Source organism: Streptomyces sp. NPDC001348 (assembly GCF_053597535.1).
Window position 1 is genome coordinate 281,947 of record NZ_JBSFIK010000002.1, and the last position, 18,120, is coordinate 300,066.

Here is an 18,120-nt window from a genome sequence, read left to right on the forward strand (position 1 = left end):
GGACGGCGGCTCTGCTGCGCGATCGACGGCCGCCGGCCCCGTTCCTCCCGCCCTCGGCCGGCGGCCCCGGCCGGCCGGGGCTTCTTCCCCCGCCGGCGGGGGCGGGTGCCGGACCGGCCGTCGGGTCCGGCGATCAGATCTGCCAGGAACGGAGCCGGTCGGCCGCGCCGTAGACATCGGTCTTGCCGGACATCAGGTCCCGGGCGAGGTCGACGAGGGCCCCGTAGGGCGGGTCGATACCGGCCCCGCTGACGAACATGTACGACACCGCCGTGGCACAGGCGAACCGCGCGTTGGCCGACGGCAGCGGCCTGAGCAGGGCGAGGGTGTGCAGCAGGGCCGCGGCCCGCCAGGCCGGGTCGGAGTCCACGCCGAGGCGGGGCGGATCGACCCGGTGCCGGGCGACGGCGGCGACCAGGGCCGAGAAGTCGTTGATCGTCGGCTGCTCCGGCAGCACTTCCTCGTGGCGCTGGAGCAGCCACGGCACGTCGATATGGAGGACGGATGACATGGGTCAGGCGGCCTCGCCCCTGCCGGGGGGCTCGTCGTCCGGGAACGCGGCCGCGAACTCGTCGGCGTGCGTGGCGAAGAAGCGGCGGAACTCCCGGGCGCCTTCCTGCAGCGCGCGGTGCCGGGCGATGTCGGCCGCGGCCGCCTCGCGCACCAGGGCCTTCATCGACGTCCCGCGCTCCTTGGCGATCTGCCGCAGGTCCTCTAGCTCGCGCTCGCTGAACTCCACGTTGAGAGCTGGCATGCCACAAAAATAGCGCGCGGGTACTCAAGCGTAAATGCCCCCAGGTCAGATGAGGTTTCCGCCGGTACCCGCGCACCCGTGCGCTACCTCTGGTCCGCCACGAACGACGCCATCCAGGCCAGGGCCGCGTTCCAGTTGATCGCGGTCTCGTTGGTCGACCAGGACTGGATGTCGTCGATGTAGCAGAACTGACCGACGCAGCCGAGCAGTTTGCTCTGTGCGTACGGGTCCTGGATGCCCGAGTTGGGGCCTCCGGCGAGGGTTCCCCTGGGCGGGTTCGGGAGGGCCGGGTCGAGTTCGTGGGCGTACCAGCGACTGTGCTCGTTGTGGGCGGCGACCTCGCCGTATCCGGTGACGTACGAGATGTTGAGCGCGTTGCGGCCGAGGATGTAGTCCATGCTCTGGACCGCGCCGTCGCGGTACTTCGCGGCGCCGGTGAGGTCGTAGGCGGCCGCGATGACGTGGGCGTTGTTGAGGACCTGGGCGTTGGAGCCCCAGTCGTAGCGGTTGCCGTCCGGCGCGTACGGCATGCCGTACGGCTGCGATCCGGCGGTCGCCAGGTAGGTGTCGGCCGCCCTGGTCACCGACCGGCGCACCTTGTCGCGGCCGGGGAGCTTGCTGGGCACGGTCGCCAGGTCCAGACGTCCCGCCGCGGCGGTACGGCCCCAGTCGAAGCCGAGGCTGCCGAAGATGTCGGCGGTGTGCAGCGGCGAGGAGAGCACGTGGTCGGCGAACTGCTTCTCGCCCGTGGTCAGGTACAGCTCGGCCGCGGCCCAGTAGAACTCGTCGGTGGCGTCGTCGTCGGGATAGGCGCCGCCGCCGGTGCCGTCGTTCGGGTCCGGGTACACCGCGGGGTGGGCGAGGGCCGCCGCCCAGGCCTTGCGCGCGGCCGTCAGGGCGCGGGCGGCGAAGGCGCGGTCGTAGGGGCGGTACAGGCGGGCCGCCTGGGCGGCCGTCGCCGCCAGGTTGAGGGTGGCCTGGGTGGTCGGGGCGTGCAGCTCCCGCTTCTGCGGGTCCTCACTGGGCAGCAGCGGCAGACCGGTCCACTGGGCGTCGTGGACCTTGCTGTGCGCCATTCCGGCGAGCGGCTGTCCGTCCGGTACCTGCATCTTCAGCAGGAACTCCAGTTCCCACCGGGCCTCGTCGAGGACGTCGGGCACCTTGTTGCCGCTCTCGGGGAGGGCGAGGGTGCCGTCGCCCAGTTTCCCGGGTTCTCCGGTGCGGGCGTGCAGGGAGCGTTCGTAGGTGCTCAGCAGCTCCCAGGTGGCGATGCCGCCGTTGACGACGTACTTGCCGTGGTCGCCGGCGTCGTACCAGCCGCCGGTGACGTCGAGGGTGTAGTCGCACAGGCCCGGTTGGCAGGGGACGTGCGCGTCGCCCTGGTTCGGAGCGGTGTTCAGGTGCCCGGCCGGCCTGCCGTAGCCGGGGCGGAGCGCGTCGCTGATCGCGATACCGCTGCGCTGCGTGTAGTAGTACTTCAGCGAGTCCCGGCGCAGCCGCTCGTAGACCTGCGTCCCGATGTCGAAGGGACGGCTGGCCTCCCCGTCGGCGACCAGTGTGAAGCCCTTGCCGCGCCGCCGGTAGGCGCCGAAGTCGATCGACTGGACGTTCTGCGCGGAGGAGGCGTCGGTGCCGCGCGGCACGGTCCAGCCGTGGGCGACCGTCCTGCCGCCGGCGTTCTTCAGCTCCCAGGGCAGCTTCGTGGTGGCGTCGGTGACCAGGGTGGCGTTCTTCGGGCCGCCCGGCAGGTAGCCGGCCTGGTTGACGCGGACGCGCGGCCCGGTGTCGGGCTCGTACACCTCCGGCGGGACGCCGCCCAGCAGCGACACGTCGTCCAGGCAGAACCGCCAGGCGTCCGCGCCGCCGCCGACCTGGAAGGCGACCTGGGCCTGCGTGGTGTCGACGGGCGAGGTGAAGGTGTAGGAGGAGCCGTCACCGGAGGGGGTCAGTTGCGGGCTCGTCTCGTACCAGGTGTCGTACGGGGACACCTGGAGCCCGACGACCGCCCGGACCACGTGCCCCTCGGGCGTACCGGACGCCTTGAAGGAGAACCGGTACGACTCCCCCTTGACCAGGGTGATGTCGTTCTGGCCGATGGCCGAGTCCCAGCGGTTGGCCGTGCCACCGGGCACGTCGGCGCAGAGCCGCCCGTCGGACAGGCCCGCGGTGACGTTGCTGGTCCACCACGGGTCGGCGGTGGTGTCGAAGGTTCCGTTCCTGACCTGTTCGACCTCGTCGGCACCGGCCTGCGCGGCCGGCAGGGCCGTGAAGGCCGCGGCGAACAGGGCGGTCACGGCGAGCAGGGCGGTTCTGCGTCGTTTCACGGCGGGCTCCTCTGATGAGGTGGGAGCGCTCCCAAATGCGGACGCAGGCAATGCTGTGCGAGACATGACACGTCGTCAACGGTCCGGACGGGACGGATTCCCGCCCGGACCCGCTCGACGTCCCGGACGTCCTAGACGTCGAGCCGGGTGATCCGCACCGCCCCCTTGGCCTCACCCGGGTGGGCACTGGTCAGGGTGAGCCGGATGCGCGAACCCCGGACCGCGTCGAAGGTGATCACCGTCGCGGCGTCCGAGGTGGTCGCCCAGTCCACGTTCGCCCCCGTCACCGGCGCGTACTTCGCCCCGTCCCACACGGCGATGCCGACCGACGCGGGCAGCGTGTGCGTCGCGTCGACGGTGAAGGCGGCTTCCACCCGGTCGAAGGTCCGGGTGCGGCCGAAGTCGACGGACACCCAGTCCTCGGGCCTGGCCCCGTTGAACGCGGGCAACAGGGCCGTCGCCGACTTCGAGAAGGCGTTCGACCAGCCGGTCGCCGGGTCGCCGTCGAGCATGGCGGCGGGCAGGGTGTCCGGACGCCCGGAGTAACTGGCGTCCGCGCTGGGGTAGTCGCGCGGCGCCGGGCGGTCGTCCGGGAAGCCGGGGGCCGGCGTGCGGACCACCGAGCGGGCGGGCGTGGTGCGGACGGTCACCGCGTCCCCCCGCAGCCCCTCCACCCGTGCCGCGACCTTCAGGGTGCCCGCCTTCGTACCGGAGCGCACGATGGCCAGCGCCTTGCCGTGGAAGGCGGTGCGGGTACTGGCCTGGTAGCGCTCGGCGCTCTCCTCGCGCCCGTTGTCCAGGCCGGCGAGGGAGCCGCCTCTCACGTCGAAGGCGATGAGGTGTTCGGCGTCGGGCACCACCACCCCGTGCGCGTCGACGATCTCGGCGGTCACGAACACCAGGGAACGGCCGTCGGCCGCCAGGGACGCGCGGTCGGCGCTGAGGCGCACCGCGTGCGGGGCCCCGGCGGTGCGCAGCACATCACTCGCGACCGCCTTGCCGTCCCGCCGGGCCACCGCCCTGAGCTCGCCGGGCGCGTACGGCACCTTCCAGGTCAGATGCAGCTTGCCGGCGCTGCCGTTCGGGCTGGTGTAGCTGCCCGGGTAGGGGCCGTCGGTGAAGGTCTTGTCGTCGCCGGTGGCCTCGGTGGTCTCCAGGTAGGTGCGGCCGTCGGTGGTCTTCTTGGTGTCGAACTCCCGCACACCGAGGGACTTCCCGTTGAGGAACAGCTCGACGGAGGGCACGTTGGCGTACGCCCAGACCTCCACCGTGTCCCCCGGCTCGTGGTTCCAGGTCATCGGCACCAGGTGCACCATCGGTTCGCTCACCCACTGGCTGCGGAACAGGTGGTACATGTCCTTCGGGAAACCGGCGGTGTCGACCGCGCCGAAGAAGGACGCCTTGACCGGGAAGACGTCGTACGGGGTCGGCTCGCCGATGTAGTCGATGCCGGACCACAGGAACTGCCCGGCGAACCACTTGCGGTCCCGGTCCTTCTTGTGGCCGTACTCGCCGCTCATCGTCCAGGAGGCGAGGTTGTTGTCGTAGGAGGAGACCTCCCGCCTGCCGGGGGTGTGGTTCTCGCCGGTGTTGAGGTGCTCGGGCTCCTGGTAGCTGCCGCGGGTCGAGGTCTCGGAGGAGGACTCCGACTCGAAGAGGAACAGCTTGGGGTACTTCGCGTGCAGGGCGTCGACCGATCTGGCGGTGTTGTAGTTGAGGCCCAGGCCGTCCAGCTTGGCGAGCATGAGGTCGGCCGGGGAGCCGGTGGCGGGCACGCCGTGGTACTTGTTCGAGCCGATGACGACCGGCCGGGTGTCGTCCGCCGCCCTGATCGCGCCGATGATCCGGTCCGCCATGGCGAGCCCGGCGGTGCTGGTGGAGTCGGGGATCTCGTTGCCGATCGACCACAGGACGACGGCGGGCGAGTTGCGGGCGGCGAGAACCATCTCGGTGGCGTCCTTCTCGCACCACTCGTCGAAGAACCGCCCGTAGTCGTACCTGGTCTTGCCGGTCTTCCAGCAGTCGAAGGCCTCGACCATCATCACGATGCCGAGCTCCTCGCAGACCTCGATCATCTGGGGTGAGGGCGGGTTGTGCGAGGTGCGGAAGGCGTTGACGCCCATCGACTTCATGATGGTCATCTGCCGGCGCACCGCGTCGATGCTGATCGCCGCGCCGAGGGCGCCCTGGTCGTGGTGGAGGTCGACGCCCTTGATCTTGGCGTGGGTGCCGTTGAGGGAGAAGCCCTCGTCCGGATCGAAGCGGTAGGAGCGGATGCCGAACGTGGTGCGGTAGGTGTCGGCGGTCCGGCCGCCGACCCGGAGCTCGGTGACCGCGGTGTAGCGGTGCGGGGCGTCGAAGTCCCACAGGCGGGGCCGGGCGACGGTCAGTTCGTGGGTCTCGGTCGCCGTGCCGGAGACGGCGAGCGTGGAGGACGTACGGGCGACCGTGCGGCCACCGGGATCGAGGATCCGTGTCACGACCCGCACGTCCGTGCCGCTGCCGGACTCGTTCACCACATCCGTCCGCACCCGGACGACGGCCCGCTCCGCGGTGATGTCAGGCGTGGTGACGTACGTGCCCCAGCGGGCCACGTGCACGGGGTCGGTCACCACCAGGCGGGCCTCGCGGTAGATGCCGCTGCCGGAGTACCAGCGGCTGCTGGGCAGCTGGTTCTGGACCTTGACCGCGAGGACGTTCCGCGTGGTGCCGTCGGTGTGCACCAGGTCGGTCAGGTCGAGGGCGAAGCCGGTGTAGCCGTAGGGGTGACGGCCGGCCTGGGTACCGTTGCAGTAGACGTACGAGTCCATGTAGACGCCGTCGAACTCGACCGAGATCCGCTTGCCCGCACAGGCGGGCGGCAGGGTGAAGGCGAGGCGGTACCAGCCGAGGCCGCCGGGGAAGAAGCCGGTGCCGCTGGTCGTGCCGTGCTCGGTGGTCGGGGTCTGCTCGATGCTCCAGTCGTGGGGCACCGCGACCTCGCGCCAGGCGGAGTCGTCGTACCCCGGGTCGGCGGCGTTCGCGTACGCGCCGGTGGGGTCGGTGATGCCGCCCGGGTTGACCAGCGCGAAGCGCCAGCCGTCCCGCAGGGGGACGATGCGGCGTCCTCCCGCGTCACCGGACGCCTCGCCGGTGCCGAGCGCCTCCGCGGCCCCGGCGGCCGGTGCGCCGAGGAGCGCTCCGGCCGTCGGGGCCGCCGTGGCGGCGACCAGAACCGATCTGCGCGTGACCGTCATGGCGGCTCTCCCTCATCAGGGCCCAGAAGTACTCACAACTGATCGTGAACGCACAGATTCTGACGTGGTGGCACATGGGTCAGTCAAGGGTGCGGGGCCGCGCGTCTGCCCCACGCACGACATCGGCCGGATCCGGCCCTTGACTCCGGTGCTGCTCCCCATGGGGTTGCCCGCAGCCGGACGCACTAGGCTGGACCCCGAGTAACGCCCGTGTTCACAGTGAGTGGCGCGATGGAGTACGACGATGAGCCCGGTGTATCCGTTCGACGATGCCGCGACGGCGCGGGCCGTCATCGACGACCGGGGCACCCTGCTCGAATGGAACTCGGGCGCCCGGCGGCTGCTGGGCTGGAACGCCGCCGACGTCGTGGGCCGCTCCGTCGTGACCATGCTGGCGGGCGGGGACAAGGCCCTGCCCTTCGCCCGGGGCGCGGAGCGCTGGTACGGCATGGTCACACTGTGTCACCGTGACGGCTCGGCGGTGTCCGTGTGGGTCCTGGCCCACCGCACCCCGCCGAACGGCGATCACGCAGGTCGCTGGCTCGTGGTCGCCCCGTTGAACGGGGACGCGCCGCCGTCGCCCGACGACCCACTGGAACGGGCCGAGCTCCTGCAGTCACCCTGCGCGATCGCCATCTACGACGAGCGGCTGCGACTGCGCCGGATGAACGACGCCATGGCCGAGGAACTCGGCCTGCCGCCGGAGCGGCTGCGCGGACTGCGCGTGACCGAGATCAGCGGCAGACCGCAGAGCGCGGACATCGAGCAGCACCTGCACCGTGTGCTCACCACGGGCCGCGGGCACGACGTGCGCTCGTACGTGCCGGCCGGCACCGACGGACGCGGGTACGCCTGGCTGGCCCGCATGGCCCCGATCCGGGACGACTCGGGCCGGGTACGGGGGGTGTGCCTGGCCGCCCACGACTTCACCGAGCACTACCTGGCCCGCGAACGGCTCCAGATAGTCAACGAGGCGAGTGTGCGCATCGGCACCACCCTCGACGTGGTCACCACCGCCCAGGAGCTGGCCGACGTGTGCGTGCCGGCACTCGCCGACTTCGTCACCGTCGACCTGCTCGATCCCCAGGAATACGGCGGCGAGCCCCCGGCCAGCGTCACGGCCCCGGTACGGCTGCGCCGGGTGGCCCACCGGTCCCTGCTGCCGGGCACTCCGGAGGCGGTGGCCAAACCCGGTCAGGCCGATCTCTATCCGGCCGCCTCCCCGCAGGGCGACTCGATCACGGCGGGCCGCACCATCGTCGCCTCCACGGCCTCCGGCGACCTGGAGCAGTGGCTGACCTGGAACCCGGAGCGCGCCGAGCGGGTACGGGAACTCGGCATCCACTCCACCATGTCCGTGCCGATCCAGGCCCGCGGGCTGACCCTCGGGGTCGCGGTACTCACCCGCTACCGGCGTCCCGGCCCGTTCACCGCGGACGACGTGCTGCTCGCCGAGGAGGTCACCGCCCGCGCCGCCGTGTGCATCGACAACGCCCGCCGCTACTCCCGCGAGCGTGACACCGCCCTCGCCCTCCAGCGCAGCCTGCTCCCCCGCACCCTGCCGCGCACGGCCGCCGTGCGGGCCGCGTCCCGCTATCTGCCCGCGGCGCGCGCCGGGGTGGGGGGCGACTGGTTCGACGTGATCCCGCTGTCCGGGATGCGGGTCGCGATGGTCGTCGGGGACGTCGTCGGCCACGGCATACAGGCCTCGGCCACCATGGGCCGGCTGCGCACCGCGGTACGCACCCTCGCCGACATCGACCTCGCCCCGGACGAGCTGCTCACCCACCTCGACGACCTGGTGCTGCGGCTGGCCGAGGAGTCGGGCGGCGACGGCGGCAGCACCGGCGAGGTCGGCGCGACCTGCCTGTACGCCGTCTACGATCCGGTGTCGCGCCGCTGCACGCTGGCCCGCGCCGGGCACCCCGCGCCCGTGCTGCTCCTGCCCGGCAGAACGCCCCGCCAGATCGACCTGCCGGCCGGGCCCCCGCTGGGCCTGGGCGGACTGCCCTTCGAGTCCGCCGAGCTGGACCTGCCCGAGGGCAGCGTCCTCTCCCTGTACACCAACGGCCTGCTCGAGTCCCGCGACCGGGACGCGGAGACCGGCCACCGGCTGCTGAGCGAGGCCCTGGCGGGATACGCGGGCTCGCTGGAGGAGACCTGCGACCTGATCCTGCGCGCCCTGCTCCCGGAGGGCGACTCCGCCGACGACGTGGCACTGCTGCTCGCCCGCACCCAGGGGCTTTCCGCCTCCCAGGTGGCGACGTGGGACATCCCGCCCGACCCGGCCCTGGTCGCCCCGATCCGCAAGCAGGTCGTGCAGCAACTGGAGCACTGGTCGCTGAGCGGGCTGGCCTTCACGGCGGAGCTGGTGGTCAGCGAGCTGGTCACCAACGCCATCCGGTACGGCGCCCGTCCGATCCGGCTACGGCTGATCCAGGACGCGGCGACGCTGATCTGCGAGGTGTCCGACACCAGCCACACCGCCCCGCACCTGCGCCGCGCCAAGACCTTCGACGAGGGGGGCCGCGGACTGCTCCTCGTCGCCCAGCTCACCGAGCGCTGGGGCAGCCGGCACAGTGCGGAGGGCAAGACGATCTGGGCGGAGCTGGAGCTGCTCCCGGAGGACCAGTAGCGCCGGTGGCCGGAGGTCAGGAGACGGTCAGCCAGGGACGTACCTGCTTGCGGGCCTCGTGCAGCCGGGACTTCAAGGTGCCCAGCGGTATGCCGACACGCTCGGCGACCTCCGCGTAGTCCAGCTGGCAGATGTCCCGGTAGACCAGTGGCGCGACCAGGTGCGGGTGCTCCCGCTCCAGTCGGTCCAGGGCGTCCAGCAGGTCGACGCGGGAGCCCGCGATGACGCTGGTGGTGCGCGGGTCGACGTACGCGGCGGGCTCGATCGCGGCCGGCTGCTCGGCGGCACGCCGCTTCAGCTCGCGGTACTTCTGCCGGGCGCAGTTGGCGACGACGGTGTACAGCCAGGTACCGAAACGGCTGCGGCCCTCGAAGGTGGAGATCCGCCGGGCGATCTGCAGCAGCACGTCCTGCGCGGCCTCCTCCGCGTCCTCCCGGCACGGCAGGAAGCGCCCGCAGCGCCGGACGACCTCGGGCCGGACCTCCGCGAGCAACCGCTCCAGGGCCGCCGGATCGCCCGCGGCGGCGCGCCGGGCGAGGTCTTCGGTCAGCGCCGCGTCGTACACCGCAGGTCCCCCTTGGACTCGATCTCCGAGCAGGCATGATAGTCGTATGCACTCCCTCGAGCGGATCGGCCGCTACCGCCTGCAACGACGCCTTGGCTCCGGCGCGTTCGGCACGGTGTGGCTCGCCCACGACGACCAGCTCGAGGCCCCGGTGGCGGTGAAGGTCCTCGCCGAGAACTGGTCGCACCGCCTCGACGTCCGCGACCGGTTCCTGTCCGAGGCACGCCTGCTGCGCAAGGCCGACTCCGGCCGGGTGGTGCAGGTCTACGACATCGGTGAACTCCCCGACGGCAGGCCGTACTTCGTCATGGAGTACGCCGACGCCGGCACTCTCGCCGACCGGCTGGCAGGCGGCCCGCTGCCGGTGCCCGAGGCGCTGCGGCTGACCGCGCTGGCGGCACGCGGCGCGGCGGCCCTGCACGACGCGGGCATCGTGCACCGGGACGTCAAGCCGAGCAATGTGCTGATGCGCACCGCACCGGACGGCAGCCTCCGGGTGCTGCTGGCGGACCTCGGCCTGGCCAAGAGCCTGGCCCAGGCCTCGGGGCTGACCCTGGCCGCCGGTTCGGCCGGATACCAGCCGCCGGAGCAGGCCGAACCGGGCGCCGGCATAGACGCCCGGGCCGACGTCTACGCTCTGGGCGCGGTCGGCTACGAGCTGGTCACCGGCACGGTCCCCGGTCCGCCGGGCAGCGTCGTACCCCCGCGGCGGCTGCGCCCGGACCTCGCCGACGAGGAGCAGCGCGCCCTGATGCGGGCGCTGCAGCCGGACCGCGAGCGTCGTTGGCCGGACGCGGAGGCGTTCGCGGACGAACTGGAGCGGCTGGCCGTGCGGACGGCCCACGCCCCGCGGCGACGCCGGCTCGACGGGGTGCGCGGGAGGATCGGCGCCCTCACCCTCTCGGTCGCCGCGGTCCTGGCCGCCGTGGCCGCGGCCCTCACGGTGGTGCTGGTCCACGGGCGCTCCTCGGCCGGTTCGCCGGCCGACGAGGTGCGGGTCGAGGACTCCACCGGCCGGATCGCGGCGGAGGTGCCCTCCGGCTGGGGCCGCCAACTGCGTGACGCCGGCTGGGACCCGCGGGCGCTGGGCCTGGCCTCGGGTCACGAGCCGGGGCTCGCGGTCGCCGACGACCTCGCGAAGTGGCCTGACCTCGGCGCCGAGGTGGACGGCCTGTTCGTCGGCCTGAGCGAGCACGGCGACGTCACCGCGAAGGTGAACGCGCTCTCCCACGGCGGCTGCCACTACGACGGCAGCCGCGACTACACCGCCGCGGCGTGGCAGGGCCAAATCCGCACCTGGAGCGACTGCCCGGGCGGCGGCTCGATCAGCGAGACCGCGCTGCGCCCGGCGGGCGGCAGGACCCAGCCCCAGGCATACGTGCAGATACGCCAGACCGGGGAGACCGACGCGACGGAGCGCATACTCCGCTCCCTCCGGGTCACCTGACGGGTGAAACGCACCATCCCGGAGGGGAAGATCCCCACGGAGACACCGCGCGGAAAACACCCGTGCGGCAGGAATCCGTACGGAAGAACGGGCGAAAAAGCCGCGCGGACCGCGAACTTCCCGGCCGCTCGGCGCATCGGACTCTCATGACGGCGCACGAGGCGCCGCGGGCACCCGCCGTCGCGGCGCGTGCCACGACCTTGCAGGAGTGTTGACGGACATGGCACACACCTCCCAGTCCTTGCGTGGAGCGGCCGTGCTCGGGAGTGCGGTCGCCGTGCTCGGCCTCATCAGCGCATGCGGCAACGACACCGGGAACGGTGCTCCGCAGAAGGTGCCGGGCAACGCCTCCCCCGCGTCGGACGGCCCGACGGGCGCGACGCACACCCCGGGCGGCAGCGAGCCCGCGTCGCCGAGCGCCGCCTCCCCGGCCGGCACCCCGTCGTCGCCGCGGCCCACCGCCACCGCGCGCACCGGCGGCGACAGCGCGGCGGACGCGGCCAGGAGCACCCGTTGCCACACCTCGGAGCTGAGTGCCGCCGTGGGCCGCAACAACCCGGGCGCGGGTCAGGAGAACTTCCCCGTCGTGCTCACCAACAAGTCCGCCCGCACCTGCACCCTGCACGGCTATCCCGGCGCCGCCTTCGTGAACGCCTCCGGCGCCCAGCTCGGCCCGGACCCGAAGCGCTCCTCCGGCAAGGCCGCCACGGTCACCCTGAAGCCGGGACAGAGCGCCTGGGCCGGCCTGAGCTTCTCCAACCCGGAGATCAGCGAGGCGAAGACGGCGAAGCCCGCCGCGCTGCTCGTCACCCCGCCGGACGAGCGGGACCAGCTCACGGTGAAGTGGACGGCCGGTGCGGTGCCGGTGTCCGGCAACTCCTCGTCCGTCTTCCTGACCGTCATCGCTCCGGGCACCGGCGCCTGATCCACCTGCCGCCGCCCGCCCCTTCCGCGAAGAGCCCTGGCCCGGACCCCGCCGCCACTCCCCCGGCAGCGGGGTTCGTCACTGCCGCGTGCCGACTGTCACAGGACGGGAACAGCCACGGTCCGTCCCGATCTTTTGGCCGCAGCCGCCCATCGAACCCGTCGACCGCAACAGCGATGAGGCCCCCGACGGGGCCGCGACGAGGAAATCGGGGACGAGACATGAGCGGCATCTCACGCAGGCGTCTGCTGACCGCGGGAGCCACGGCGGGCACCCTGGGCGCCCTCTCGGCCTGCTCGGCCGGGGGAATCTCCCTGGGGGGCGACGGCTCCAAGGGCGGCCGGAGCACGGCGCAGGCCCGGCCGCTGAAGAAGATCGGCGACGGTTCCACCGCCGACACCGGGGCCCAGCCGCACCAGCCGAAGGCCACGCGGATGAAGCCGGGGACCCGGCCGCCGCAGTTCGTGGTGTTCTCCTGGGACGGCGCCGGCGAGCTCAGCAACAGGCTGTTCTCCCGGTTCCGCAAGGTGGCCGCCGACCACGGGGCGAAGATGACGTTCTTCCTCAGCGGCATCTACACGCTGCCCGAGTCCAAGAAGAACCTCTACCACCCGCCGCAGCACCCGGTCGGCGCGTCCGCGATCGGCTATCTCGCCGACCGGCACATCCACGCCACCCTCCAGCAGGTGCGCTCCGCCTGGCTGGAGGGCCACGAGATCGGCACCCACTTCAACGGCCACTTCTGCGGCGCGGACGGGGTGCGCAACTGGTCGAGCGCCGAGTGGCGCAGCGAGATAGACCAGGCGGTCCGCTTCGTCACCGAGTGGCGGACCAACACCGGCTTCACCGATCTCGACCCGCTGCCCTTCGACTACCGCAAGGAGCTGATCGGCGGCCGCACCCCCTGCCTGGAGGGCCAGGCCGCGCTGCTGCCGACGGCGGCCGCGCTGGGCTGGAAGTACGACGCCAGTTCGCCCGGCGGACTGCAGATCTGGCCGGGCAAGGTGCAGGGCAACCGGATCTGGGACTTCCCGCTGCAGTCCATACCCTTCTCCGGCCACTCCTTCCAGGTCCTCTCCATGGACTACAACATGATGTACAACCAGTCCGCCGGTAACCCGCTGGGCGACCGCTCCCGGTTCGACGCCTGGCGCACACAGGCCCGCGACACGTACGTGGCGGGATTCCACCGCGCCTACACCACCAACCGCGCGCCCTTCTTCGTCGGCAACCACTTCGAGCGCTGGAACGGCGGCATCTACATGGACGCCGTCGAGGAGGCCATCGGGCGGATGGCCGAGTACGACGACGTGCGCTTCGTCTCCTTCAAGCAGCTGGTGGCGTGGCTGGAGGCGCAGGACCCGGCCGTCCTGCGCAGGATGCGCACGCTGAGCCCGGGGCAGGCCCCGGCCGGCGGCTGGGCGGAGTTCCTGGGCGCGGCGGGCACGGGGGCGTCGTAGGCCTCTTACCGTCGTCTGCTTTCATGGGCGGGCACTCCTCGATCACCGAAGCGAAGGACCGAGCCCTGAACACCCCGCTCGCCGAGGCCCTGTCGGTCGTTCTGCTCGTCGCCGTGCTCGCCTGGGCCGTGGTGCGGCCCTTCGGCTGGCCGGAGGCGGTGCTTGCCGTTCCCGCGGCCGGGGTCGCCGTCGCCACCGGCGCGATCACCCTGGACCACGCCCGGGCCGAGGCCGAGCGGCTGGGCCCGGTGGTCGGGTTCCTGGCGGCGGTGCTGGTGCTCGCCCACTTCTGCGACGTCGAGGGCCTGTTCGAGGCGTGCGGGGCGTGGATGGGCCGCCGGGCGGCCGGGCGGCCGGTGCGGCTGCTGACGGCGGTGTTCGCGCTGGCCTCGGTGATCACGGCGGTGCTCAGTCTGGACGCGACGGTGGTGCTGCTGACGCCGGTGGTGTTCGCCACGGCCGCCCGTACCGGTGTACGGCCCAAGCCGCACGTCTACGCCTGCACCCATCTGTCGAACACGGCGTCGCTGCTGCTGCCGGTGTCCAACCTGACCAACCTGCTGGCGTTCACGGCGAGCGGGCTGGGCTTCACCCGGTTCGCCGCGCTGATGGCACTGCCGTGGCTGGTGGCGATCGGCACGGAGTACGCGGTGTTCCGGCGGTTCTTCGCCCGTGACCTGTCGGCTGCGGCCCCGGGCACCGAGGGGGGCGCGGAGCCACCCGGGCTGCCACTGTTCGCGCTGGTGACCGTGGCGTGCACGCTGGCCGGGTTCGTGGTGGCGTCGGCGGTCGGCGTCGATCCGGCGTGGGCCGCGGCGGCGGGGGCGCTGGTGCTCGCCGGCCGGGGACTGCTGCGGCGGCGGGCGACGCCCATGACGGTGGTGCGGGCGGCGGCACCGGGCTTCCTGGCGTTCGTGCTGGCTCTCGGGATCGTGGTGCGCGCGGTGGTCGACAACGGGCTCGCCGACGCGCTCGGGCACGTGCTGCCGGGTGGCACGGGGCTGCCGGCGCTGCTCGGTACGGCCGCGCTGGCCGCGGTGCTGGCCAATCTGATCAACAACCTGCCCGCCGTACTGGTACTGCTGCCGCTCGCGGCGCCGGCCGGGCCCGGTGCCGTGCTGGCGGTGCTGCTCGGGGTGAACATCGGCCCGAACCTGACGTATGCGGGCTCGCTGGCGACACTGCTGTGGCGGCGGATCGTGCACCAGCACGAACATGACGTGGACCTCGGGGAGTTCACCCGGCTCGGGCTGCTGGCCGTGCCGTCGGCGCTCGCCCTGGCCGTGGTGGCACTGTGGGGGTCGCTGCAGGTGGTGTGAGACACCAGGTGGTGGGAGACAGCTCGTGAGCGACCGAGGGAGGCCGACCGCAATGCGTGTGATCGTGTGGCTCGTCGAGGGCACCTGGCCCGCCTGTGTGGACGCCGTGCGCACCCACGCGCCGAACGCGTCCGACGTGGTGCTGCTGCATGTCAGCGGGCCGGACGTGCCGGGCGTCGCGCACGGCGCCTTCGCCGGGCTGCTGGGCCGCGGCCGTCCCGACCGGGATCCGGGCACCCGCGTGGAGGGCCTCGGCGGCCGCTCGGCCGCGGAGCTCCTCGAGGCGGCGGCCGACCGGCTGGGACGGCCCTGCACCCGGCTGGAGCGGGCCGGGCGGGTCGAGCGGGAGGTGGTGGCCGCCGCCGAGGGCGCCGATCTGCTGGTGCTGGCCCGCGACGGGGACCGGGCACGCCTCGGCCCGCACAGCCTGGGGCCGGCCGTGCGGTTCGCCGTGGACCACGCGCCCTGCCCGGTACTGCTGGTGTGGCCGGAGGCGGCCCCGGCCCTGACCACGATGCCGCCCGCCCCACCGCCGCACCACTGACGCCGGGCCGGCCGGCTCAGCGGCTCCGGTGGCCGAAGCCCGAGCCGTCTCCGTAGCCGGTGCCGCCGCCCCATCCGCCGCCGTACTCGCCGCCGGCGCTGCCGTACTGGCCGCCTCCGCCGCAGTAGTACGGGTTGTAGGCGCACCTGTCGGTGGAGCCGGTGCTCGACGGCGTCGGCTTGGTGCTCGGCGAGGGCGCCGAGCGGGTGTTCGACGGGGTGGGGGCCGGCGCCGGGGCCTTCGCGGACTTGGGCGTGGCCGGGGCCGAGGACGTCGCCAGGGGCGCGCTGTCCGCGTCCCAGTCGACGTTCTGCATCTGCAGGTCCGACTTGGAGGTGTCGATCACCCAGCGCTGGACGTCGCTGTCCACGCGGTTCTTGACGACGAGGGCGCCCGCGCCGTCGGTGGCGGCGGGGGCCAGCGCCAGATCCTGCTCCCCGCGCGGCACGAGGGCTCCCTGGAGGGTGAAGTCGTAGCGCACATTGACGCCGGTCGCGGCCGTGCACGGGGCGAGCTGGACCGAGTAGCCGAGGTGGGAGTCCAGGCACAGGCCGGGGTCGGCGGCATTGCGCAGCTGTCCGTCGGTCTCGTACGTCCACTGCTGGCTCGCCGTCGAGGAGCAGGTGGCGAGCTCGGTCTCGGCGCCCTCGACGGCCTTCTTGCCGACGACGCCGACGCACAGCCCGGAAGCGAGGTTGTGCAGCCGGCCGCGCAGGGTGCCCTTGGCGGTCTGGCCGGACCCGACCCAGGACGGGTTCGTCGTCGAGGCGCCGGGACCGGGCTTCTTGCCGTCCTTGCCGTTCGCGGCCGTGGTGGCGCCGTCGCCGGAGCCGAGCACCGTCCACAGCACCAACGGCAGCACGACCAGCCCGCTCACGGTGGCCACGGCCACGGAGAGGTTGCGCCGCCGGACGCGGCGGGCCGCCCGCTGCGCGGAACGGCGGGAGGCGGGGCTCGAGGCGTCGGTGGCCGCTTCCCCGTCCGGGGCGGACGCGCGGGAGGTGCTCCGGCGCCTGCCGCGGGGTGCGGTGCCGCCGGAGCCGGGGCGTTCGGCGCGACGCGCGCCACGCGGTCGGCGGGGTTCGCCGCCGGGCGCGGGTGCGGCGGGGGCGGCCCCGACGCCCGTCATCGGGGCGGGTTCCGGGGCGGCCTGGGAGGCGCCGCCCGGCAGGCCCGCTGCCGGGCGGCTGAAGGGATCGCCTGCCGGGGCTCCCGGGGCCGGATCGATGAAGGACTCACCGCCGGCCAGGTCGGGGGCCGCGCCGGTGACGGGCCTGCCGCCGGTGAGGTCCGCCGCGATGGCGGCCGCGTGCTCGCCCCCGGCCGACGGGGTGCCGGCTTCCTGCCCGGCGGGTGCCTCGGTGCGGGCCGCCCTGGACTCCACGTAGGCCGCGGCGCCCCAGCCGAGCACCGCCTCGGCCAGGGAGAGGCCGAGCCCCGAGTTGAACCGGTCCAGCTGGTCGGCGGTGTCCCGGCAGTGCCGGCAGCCGTTCAGATGGTGCCGGAGGTCCGGGTCCACGTCGACGCCGCCCCGGCGGTAGGTCACGTCCAGCATCCGTATGTAGCGCAGGCACTCGCCGTCCTCGGCGAGTTCGCGGTGGGCCTGCAGACACTCGTCGCGCAGCCGGTCGAGGGCACGCCCGAGCTCCACGCGGGCGCACTCCTCGTCCAGGCCCAGCAGTGCGGCCGGGGTGGCGAGGGGTTCGGCCTCGACCTCGGTGTGCCACAGCACGGCGCGGGCGGACTGGGGCAGCCGCTGGAACGCGCGGGCAACCAGTCGCCGGTACGCGGGGGGCAGCATCCGGACCGCCGCGCGTTCGCCGTCGCCGGCACCGGAGCGCAGCTCGGGGTGGAGGAGTTCCTGCCGGCCGTCGTTGTCCCATTCCGCCGCGATACGGCGCACGGTGACCAGCAGTTCGGGTCTCCAGGCCGAGGTCGGCCCCGCCTGTCTGATGGTGGCGCCGAAGAGCCGGGTGAAGGCCGCGGTGGTGAGCATGCCGGCCGCGCGCGGCCCGTCGGTGCACAGCCGGGCGTAGGCGAAGGCCGCTTCCCAGTGCCGGTCGAGGAGTTCGCCCACGGGATGCAGCGCGGGTGTCGCTCCTGTCCACTTCTTCAGCTCCGCGCTGAGCTGTTCGTCCGGGATGTCGAACGGCTGGGGCGGAGTGGGGGAATTCGACAGGCCTGCGTCATTCACCGGTGCATTCCTCCAAGACGCCACGCGGGATTTAGTCCATACCAGGGGGTATGGTATCCGGCCCTGCGACACGACCCGGACACCCGTACGGGATTCGGCACCTCGGACGTCCGGCTTCGGCGGCTCTTTTGAAGCACCGGCCAGGCGTACGGGAGCGGCTTCGAGCGTGCGGAGTGCGACACGGAATTGTCCGCCCGCGGGCAGGGCACACCTTTGCACAGGCCGACGGGCCGGAACAAGTACCCCCGGTTTTGCCCTTTGCTCTTCCACCCGGCAATTCGACGAATCGTCAACAGCCTGTTTTCGGGGTCTGCCCCGCCCCGGCACGGTAATCACCCGTTACGCGTCCGGCCGGGCCCCCGTAACGTGGAAGCCATGACAGCCAGGGAGAACAGCGCCGCCGTCGCCTCCGAGGCCCTGCGGAAGCGGGTCGAGGAGTTCCAGCGGTCGGGGTTCACGGTGGTGCGCGGACTGTTCGGGCACGACGAGATCGACCGGCTGTGCGCCGAGTTCGCGGCACTACGCGCGGCCGGTCCGGTGCCCGGGCACTTCGAGCCCCGCACCCCGGTACCGGACGACGGCCCGGCCGACCCGCTGGACGCGTACCCGAGGGTCATGCATCCGCACGAGATCAGCCGCCTCGCGCGGGACTTCCTGCTCGACGCCCGGCTGCGCACGGTCCTCCGGGCGCTGCTCGGGGAGGAGGTGCTGGCCGCG

General features: G+C 73.0%; 12 protein-coding genes and 1 pseudogene. 7 read left to right on the forward strand and 6 right to left on the reverse strand.

What is annotated here, in order from left to right:
• Positions 1–133: 133 nt before the first annotated feature.
• The 4 genes from ACWC21_RS03060 to ACWC21_RS03075 form a co-directional block, all read right to left on the reverse strand.
• Positions 134–511, reverse strand: coding sequence for a toxin Doc (locus ACWC21_RS03060; RefSeq protein ID WP_450877508.1), 378 nt, complete (start codon positions 509–511; stop codon positions 134–136).
• A 3-nt stretch (positions 512–514) separates the two neighbouring features.
• Positions 515–754: a hypothetical protein gene (locus ACWC21_RS03065; RefSeq protein ID WP_450877510.1), complete on the reverse strand. Its 240-nt coding sequence runs from the start codon at positions 752–754 to the stop codon at positions 515–517.
• A gap of 83 nt (positions 755–837) precedes the next feature.
• A complete protein-coding gene (locus tag ACWC21_RS03070) occupies positions 838–3,078 on the reverse strand; it encodes a glycoside hydrolase family 9 protein (RefSeq protein ID WP_450877512.1) in 2,241 nt (746 codons plus the stop codon).
• Between the two features lie 131 nt (positions 3,079–3,209).
• A complete protein-coding gene (locus ACWC21_RS03075; protein WP_450877514.1) occupies positions 3,210–6,314 on the reverse strand; it encodes a glycoside hydrolase family 2 TIM barrel-domain containing protein in 3,105 nt (1,034 codons plus the stop codon).
• 244 nt (positions 6,315–6,558) lie between these two features.
• Here ACWC21_RS03075 and ACWC21_RS03080 point away from each other — a divergent pair, with 244 nt between their 5' ends.
• Positions 6,559–8,949: a SpoIIE family protein phosphatase gene (locus ACWC21_RS03080; RefSeq protein WP_450877516.1), complete on the forward strand. Its 2,391-nt coding sequence runs from the start codon at positions 6,559–6,561 to the stop codon at positions 8,947–8,949.
• A gap of 16 nt (positions 8,950–8,965) precedes the next feature.
• On the opposite strand, the gene ACWC21_RS03085 is transcribed toward ACWC21_RS03080, so the two are convergent.
• Complete coding sequence (locus ACWC21_RS03085) at positions 8,966–9,514, reverse strand: RNA polymerase sigma factor (protein WP_450877518.1); 549 nt, start codon at positions 9,512–9,514, stop codon at positions 8,966–8,968.
• 46 nt (positions 9,515–9,560) lie between these two features.
• Here ACWC21_RS03085 and ACWC21_RS03090 point away from each other — a divergent pair, with 46 nt between their 5' ends.
• The 5 genes from ACWC21_RS03090 (at position 9,561) to ACWC21_RS03110 (ending at position 15,209) form a co-directional block, all read left to right on the forward strand.
• On the forward strand, positions 9,561–10,961 hold the full coding sequence (locus ACWC21_RS03090; protein WP_450877520.1) for a serine/threonine-protein kinase: 1,401 nt from the start codon (positions 9,561–9,563) through the stop codon (positions 10,959–10,961).
• Positions 10,962–11,181: 220 nt separating this feature from the next.
• Positions 11,182–11,886 (forward strand): DUF4232 domain-containing protein, encoded by a 705-nt coding sequence (locus tag ACWC21_RS03095; protein WP_450877522.1) that lies wholly within the window; start codon positions 11,182–11,184, stop codon positions 11,884–11,886.
• A gap of 221 nt (positions 11,887–12,107) precedes the next feature.
• Positions 12,108–13,346 (forward strand): hypothetical protein, encoded by a 1,239-nt coding sequence (locus ACWC21_RS03100; protein ID WP_450877523.1) that lies wholly within the window; start codon positions 12,108–12,110, stop codon positions 13,344–13,346.
• Positions 13,347–13,369: 23 nt separating this feature from the next.
• Positions 13,370–14,665 carry an SLC13 family permease gene (locus ACWC21_RS03105; protein ID WP_450877525.1) on the forward strand — a complete coding sequence of 432 codons (1,296 nt, stop codon included), beginning with the start codon at positions 13,370–13,372 and terminating at the stop codon, positions 14,663–14,665.
• A 52-nt stretch (positions 14,666–14,717) separates the two neighbouring features.
• Positions 14,718–15,209 carry a universal stress protein gene (locus ACWC21_RS03110; RefSeq protein ID WP_450877527.1) on the forward strand — a complete coding sequence of 164 codons (492 nt, stop codon included), beginning with the start codon at positions 14,718–14,720 and terminating at the stop codon, positions 15,207–15,209.
• A 16-nt stretch (positions 15,210–15,225) separates the two neighbouring features.
• Here the strand turns inward: ACWC21_RS03110 and ACWC21_RS03115 are convergent, their stop codons facing one another.
• Positions 15,226–17,403, reverse strand: a complete 2,178-nt coding sequence (locus tag ACWC21_RS03115) for a ricin-type beta-trefoil lectin domain protein (RefSeq protein WP_450877529.1) — start codon at positions 17,401–17,403, stop codon at positions 15,226–15,228.
• A 375-nt stretch (positions 17,404–17,778) separates the two neighbouring features.
• On the opposite strand from ACWC21_RS03115, the pseudogene ACWC21_RS03120 reads away from it, so the two are divergent.
• Positions 17,779–18,120 (forward strand): annotated as a pseudogene (locus tag ACWC21_RS03120) (phytanoyl-CoA dioxygenase family protein); the annotation flags it as partial.

Coding starts and splice junctions, on each gene's coding strand:
- ACWC21_RS03080 (WP_450877516.1), top strand. CDS start 6,559: ATGAGCCCGGTGTATCCGTTCGACGATGCCGCGACGGCGCGGGCCGTC.
- ACWC21_RS03090 (WP_450877520.1), top strand. CDS start 9,561: ATGCACTCCCTCGAGCGGATCGGCCGCTACCGCCTGCAACGACGCCTT.
- ACWC21_RS03095 (WP_450877522.1), top strand. CDS start 11,182: ATGGCACACACCTCCCAGTCCTTGCGTGGAGCGGCCGTGCTCGGGAGT.
- ACWC21_RS03060 (WP_450877508.1), bottom strand. CDS start 511: ATGTCATCCGTCCTCCATATCGACGTGCCGTGGCTGCTCCAGCGCCAC.
- ACWC21_RS03110 (WP_450877527.1), top strand. CDS start 14,718: ATGCGTGTGATCGTGTGGCTCGTCGAGGGCACCTGGCCCGCCTGTGTG.
- ACWC21_RS03100 (WP_450877523.1), top strand. CDS start 12,108: ATGAGCGGCATCTCACGCAGGCGTCTGCTGACCGCGGGAGCCACGGCG.
- ACWC21_RS03105 (WP_450877525.1), top strand. CDS start 13,370: ATGGGCGGGCACTCCTCGATCACCGAAGCGAAGGACCGAGCCCTGAAC.
- ACWC21_RS03065 (WP_450877510.1), bottom strand. CDS start 754: ATGCCAGCTCTCAACGTGGAGTTCAGCGAGCGCGAGCTAGAGGACCTG.
- ACWC21_RS03075 (WP_450877514.1), bottom strand. CDS start 6,314: ATGACGGTCACGCGCAGATCGGTTCTGGTCGCCGCCACGGCGGCCCCG.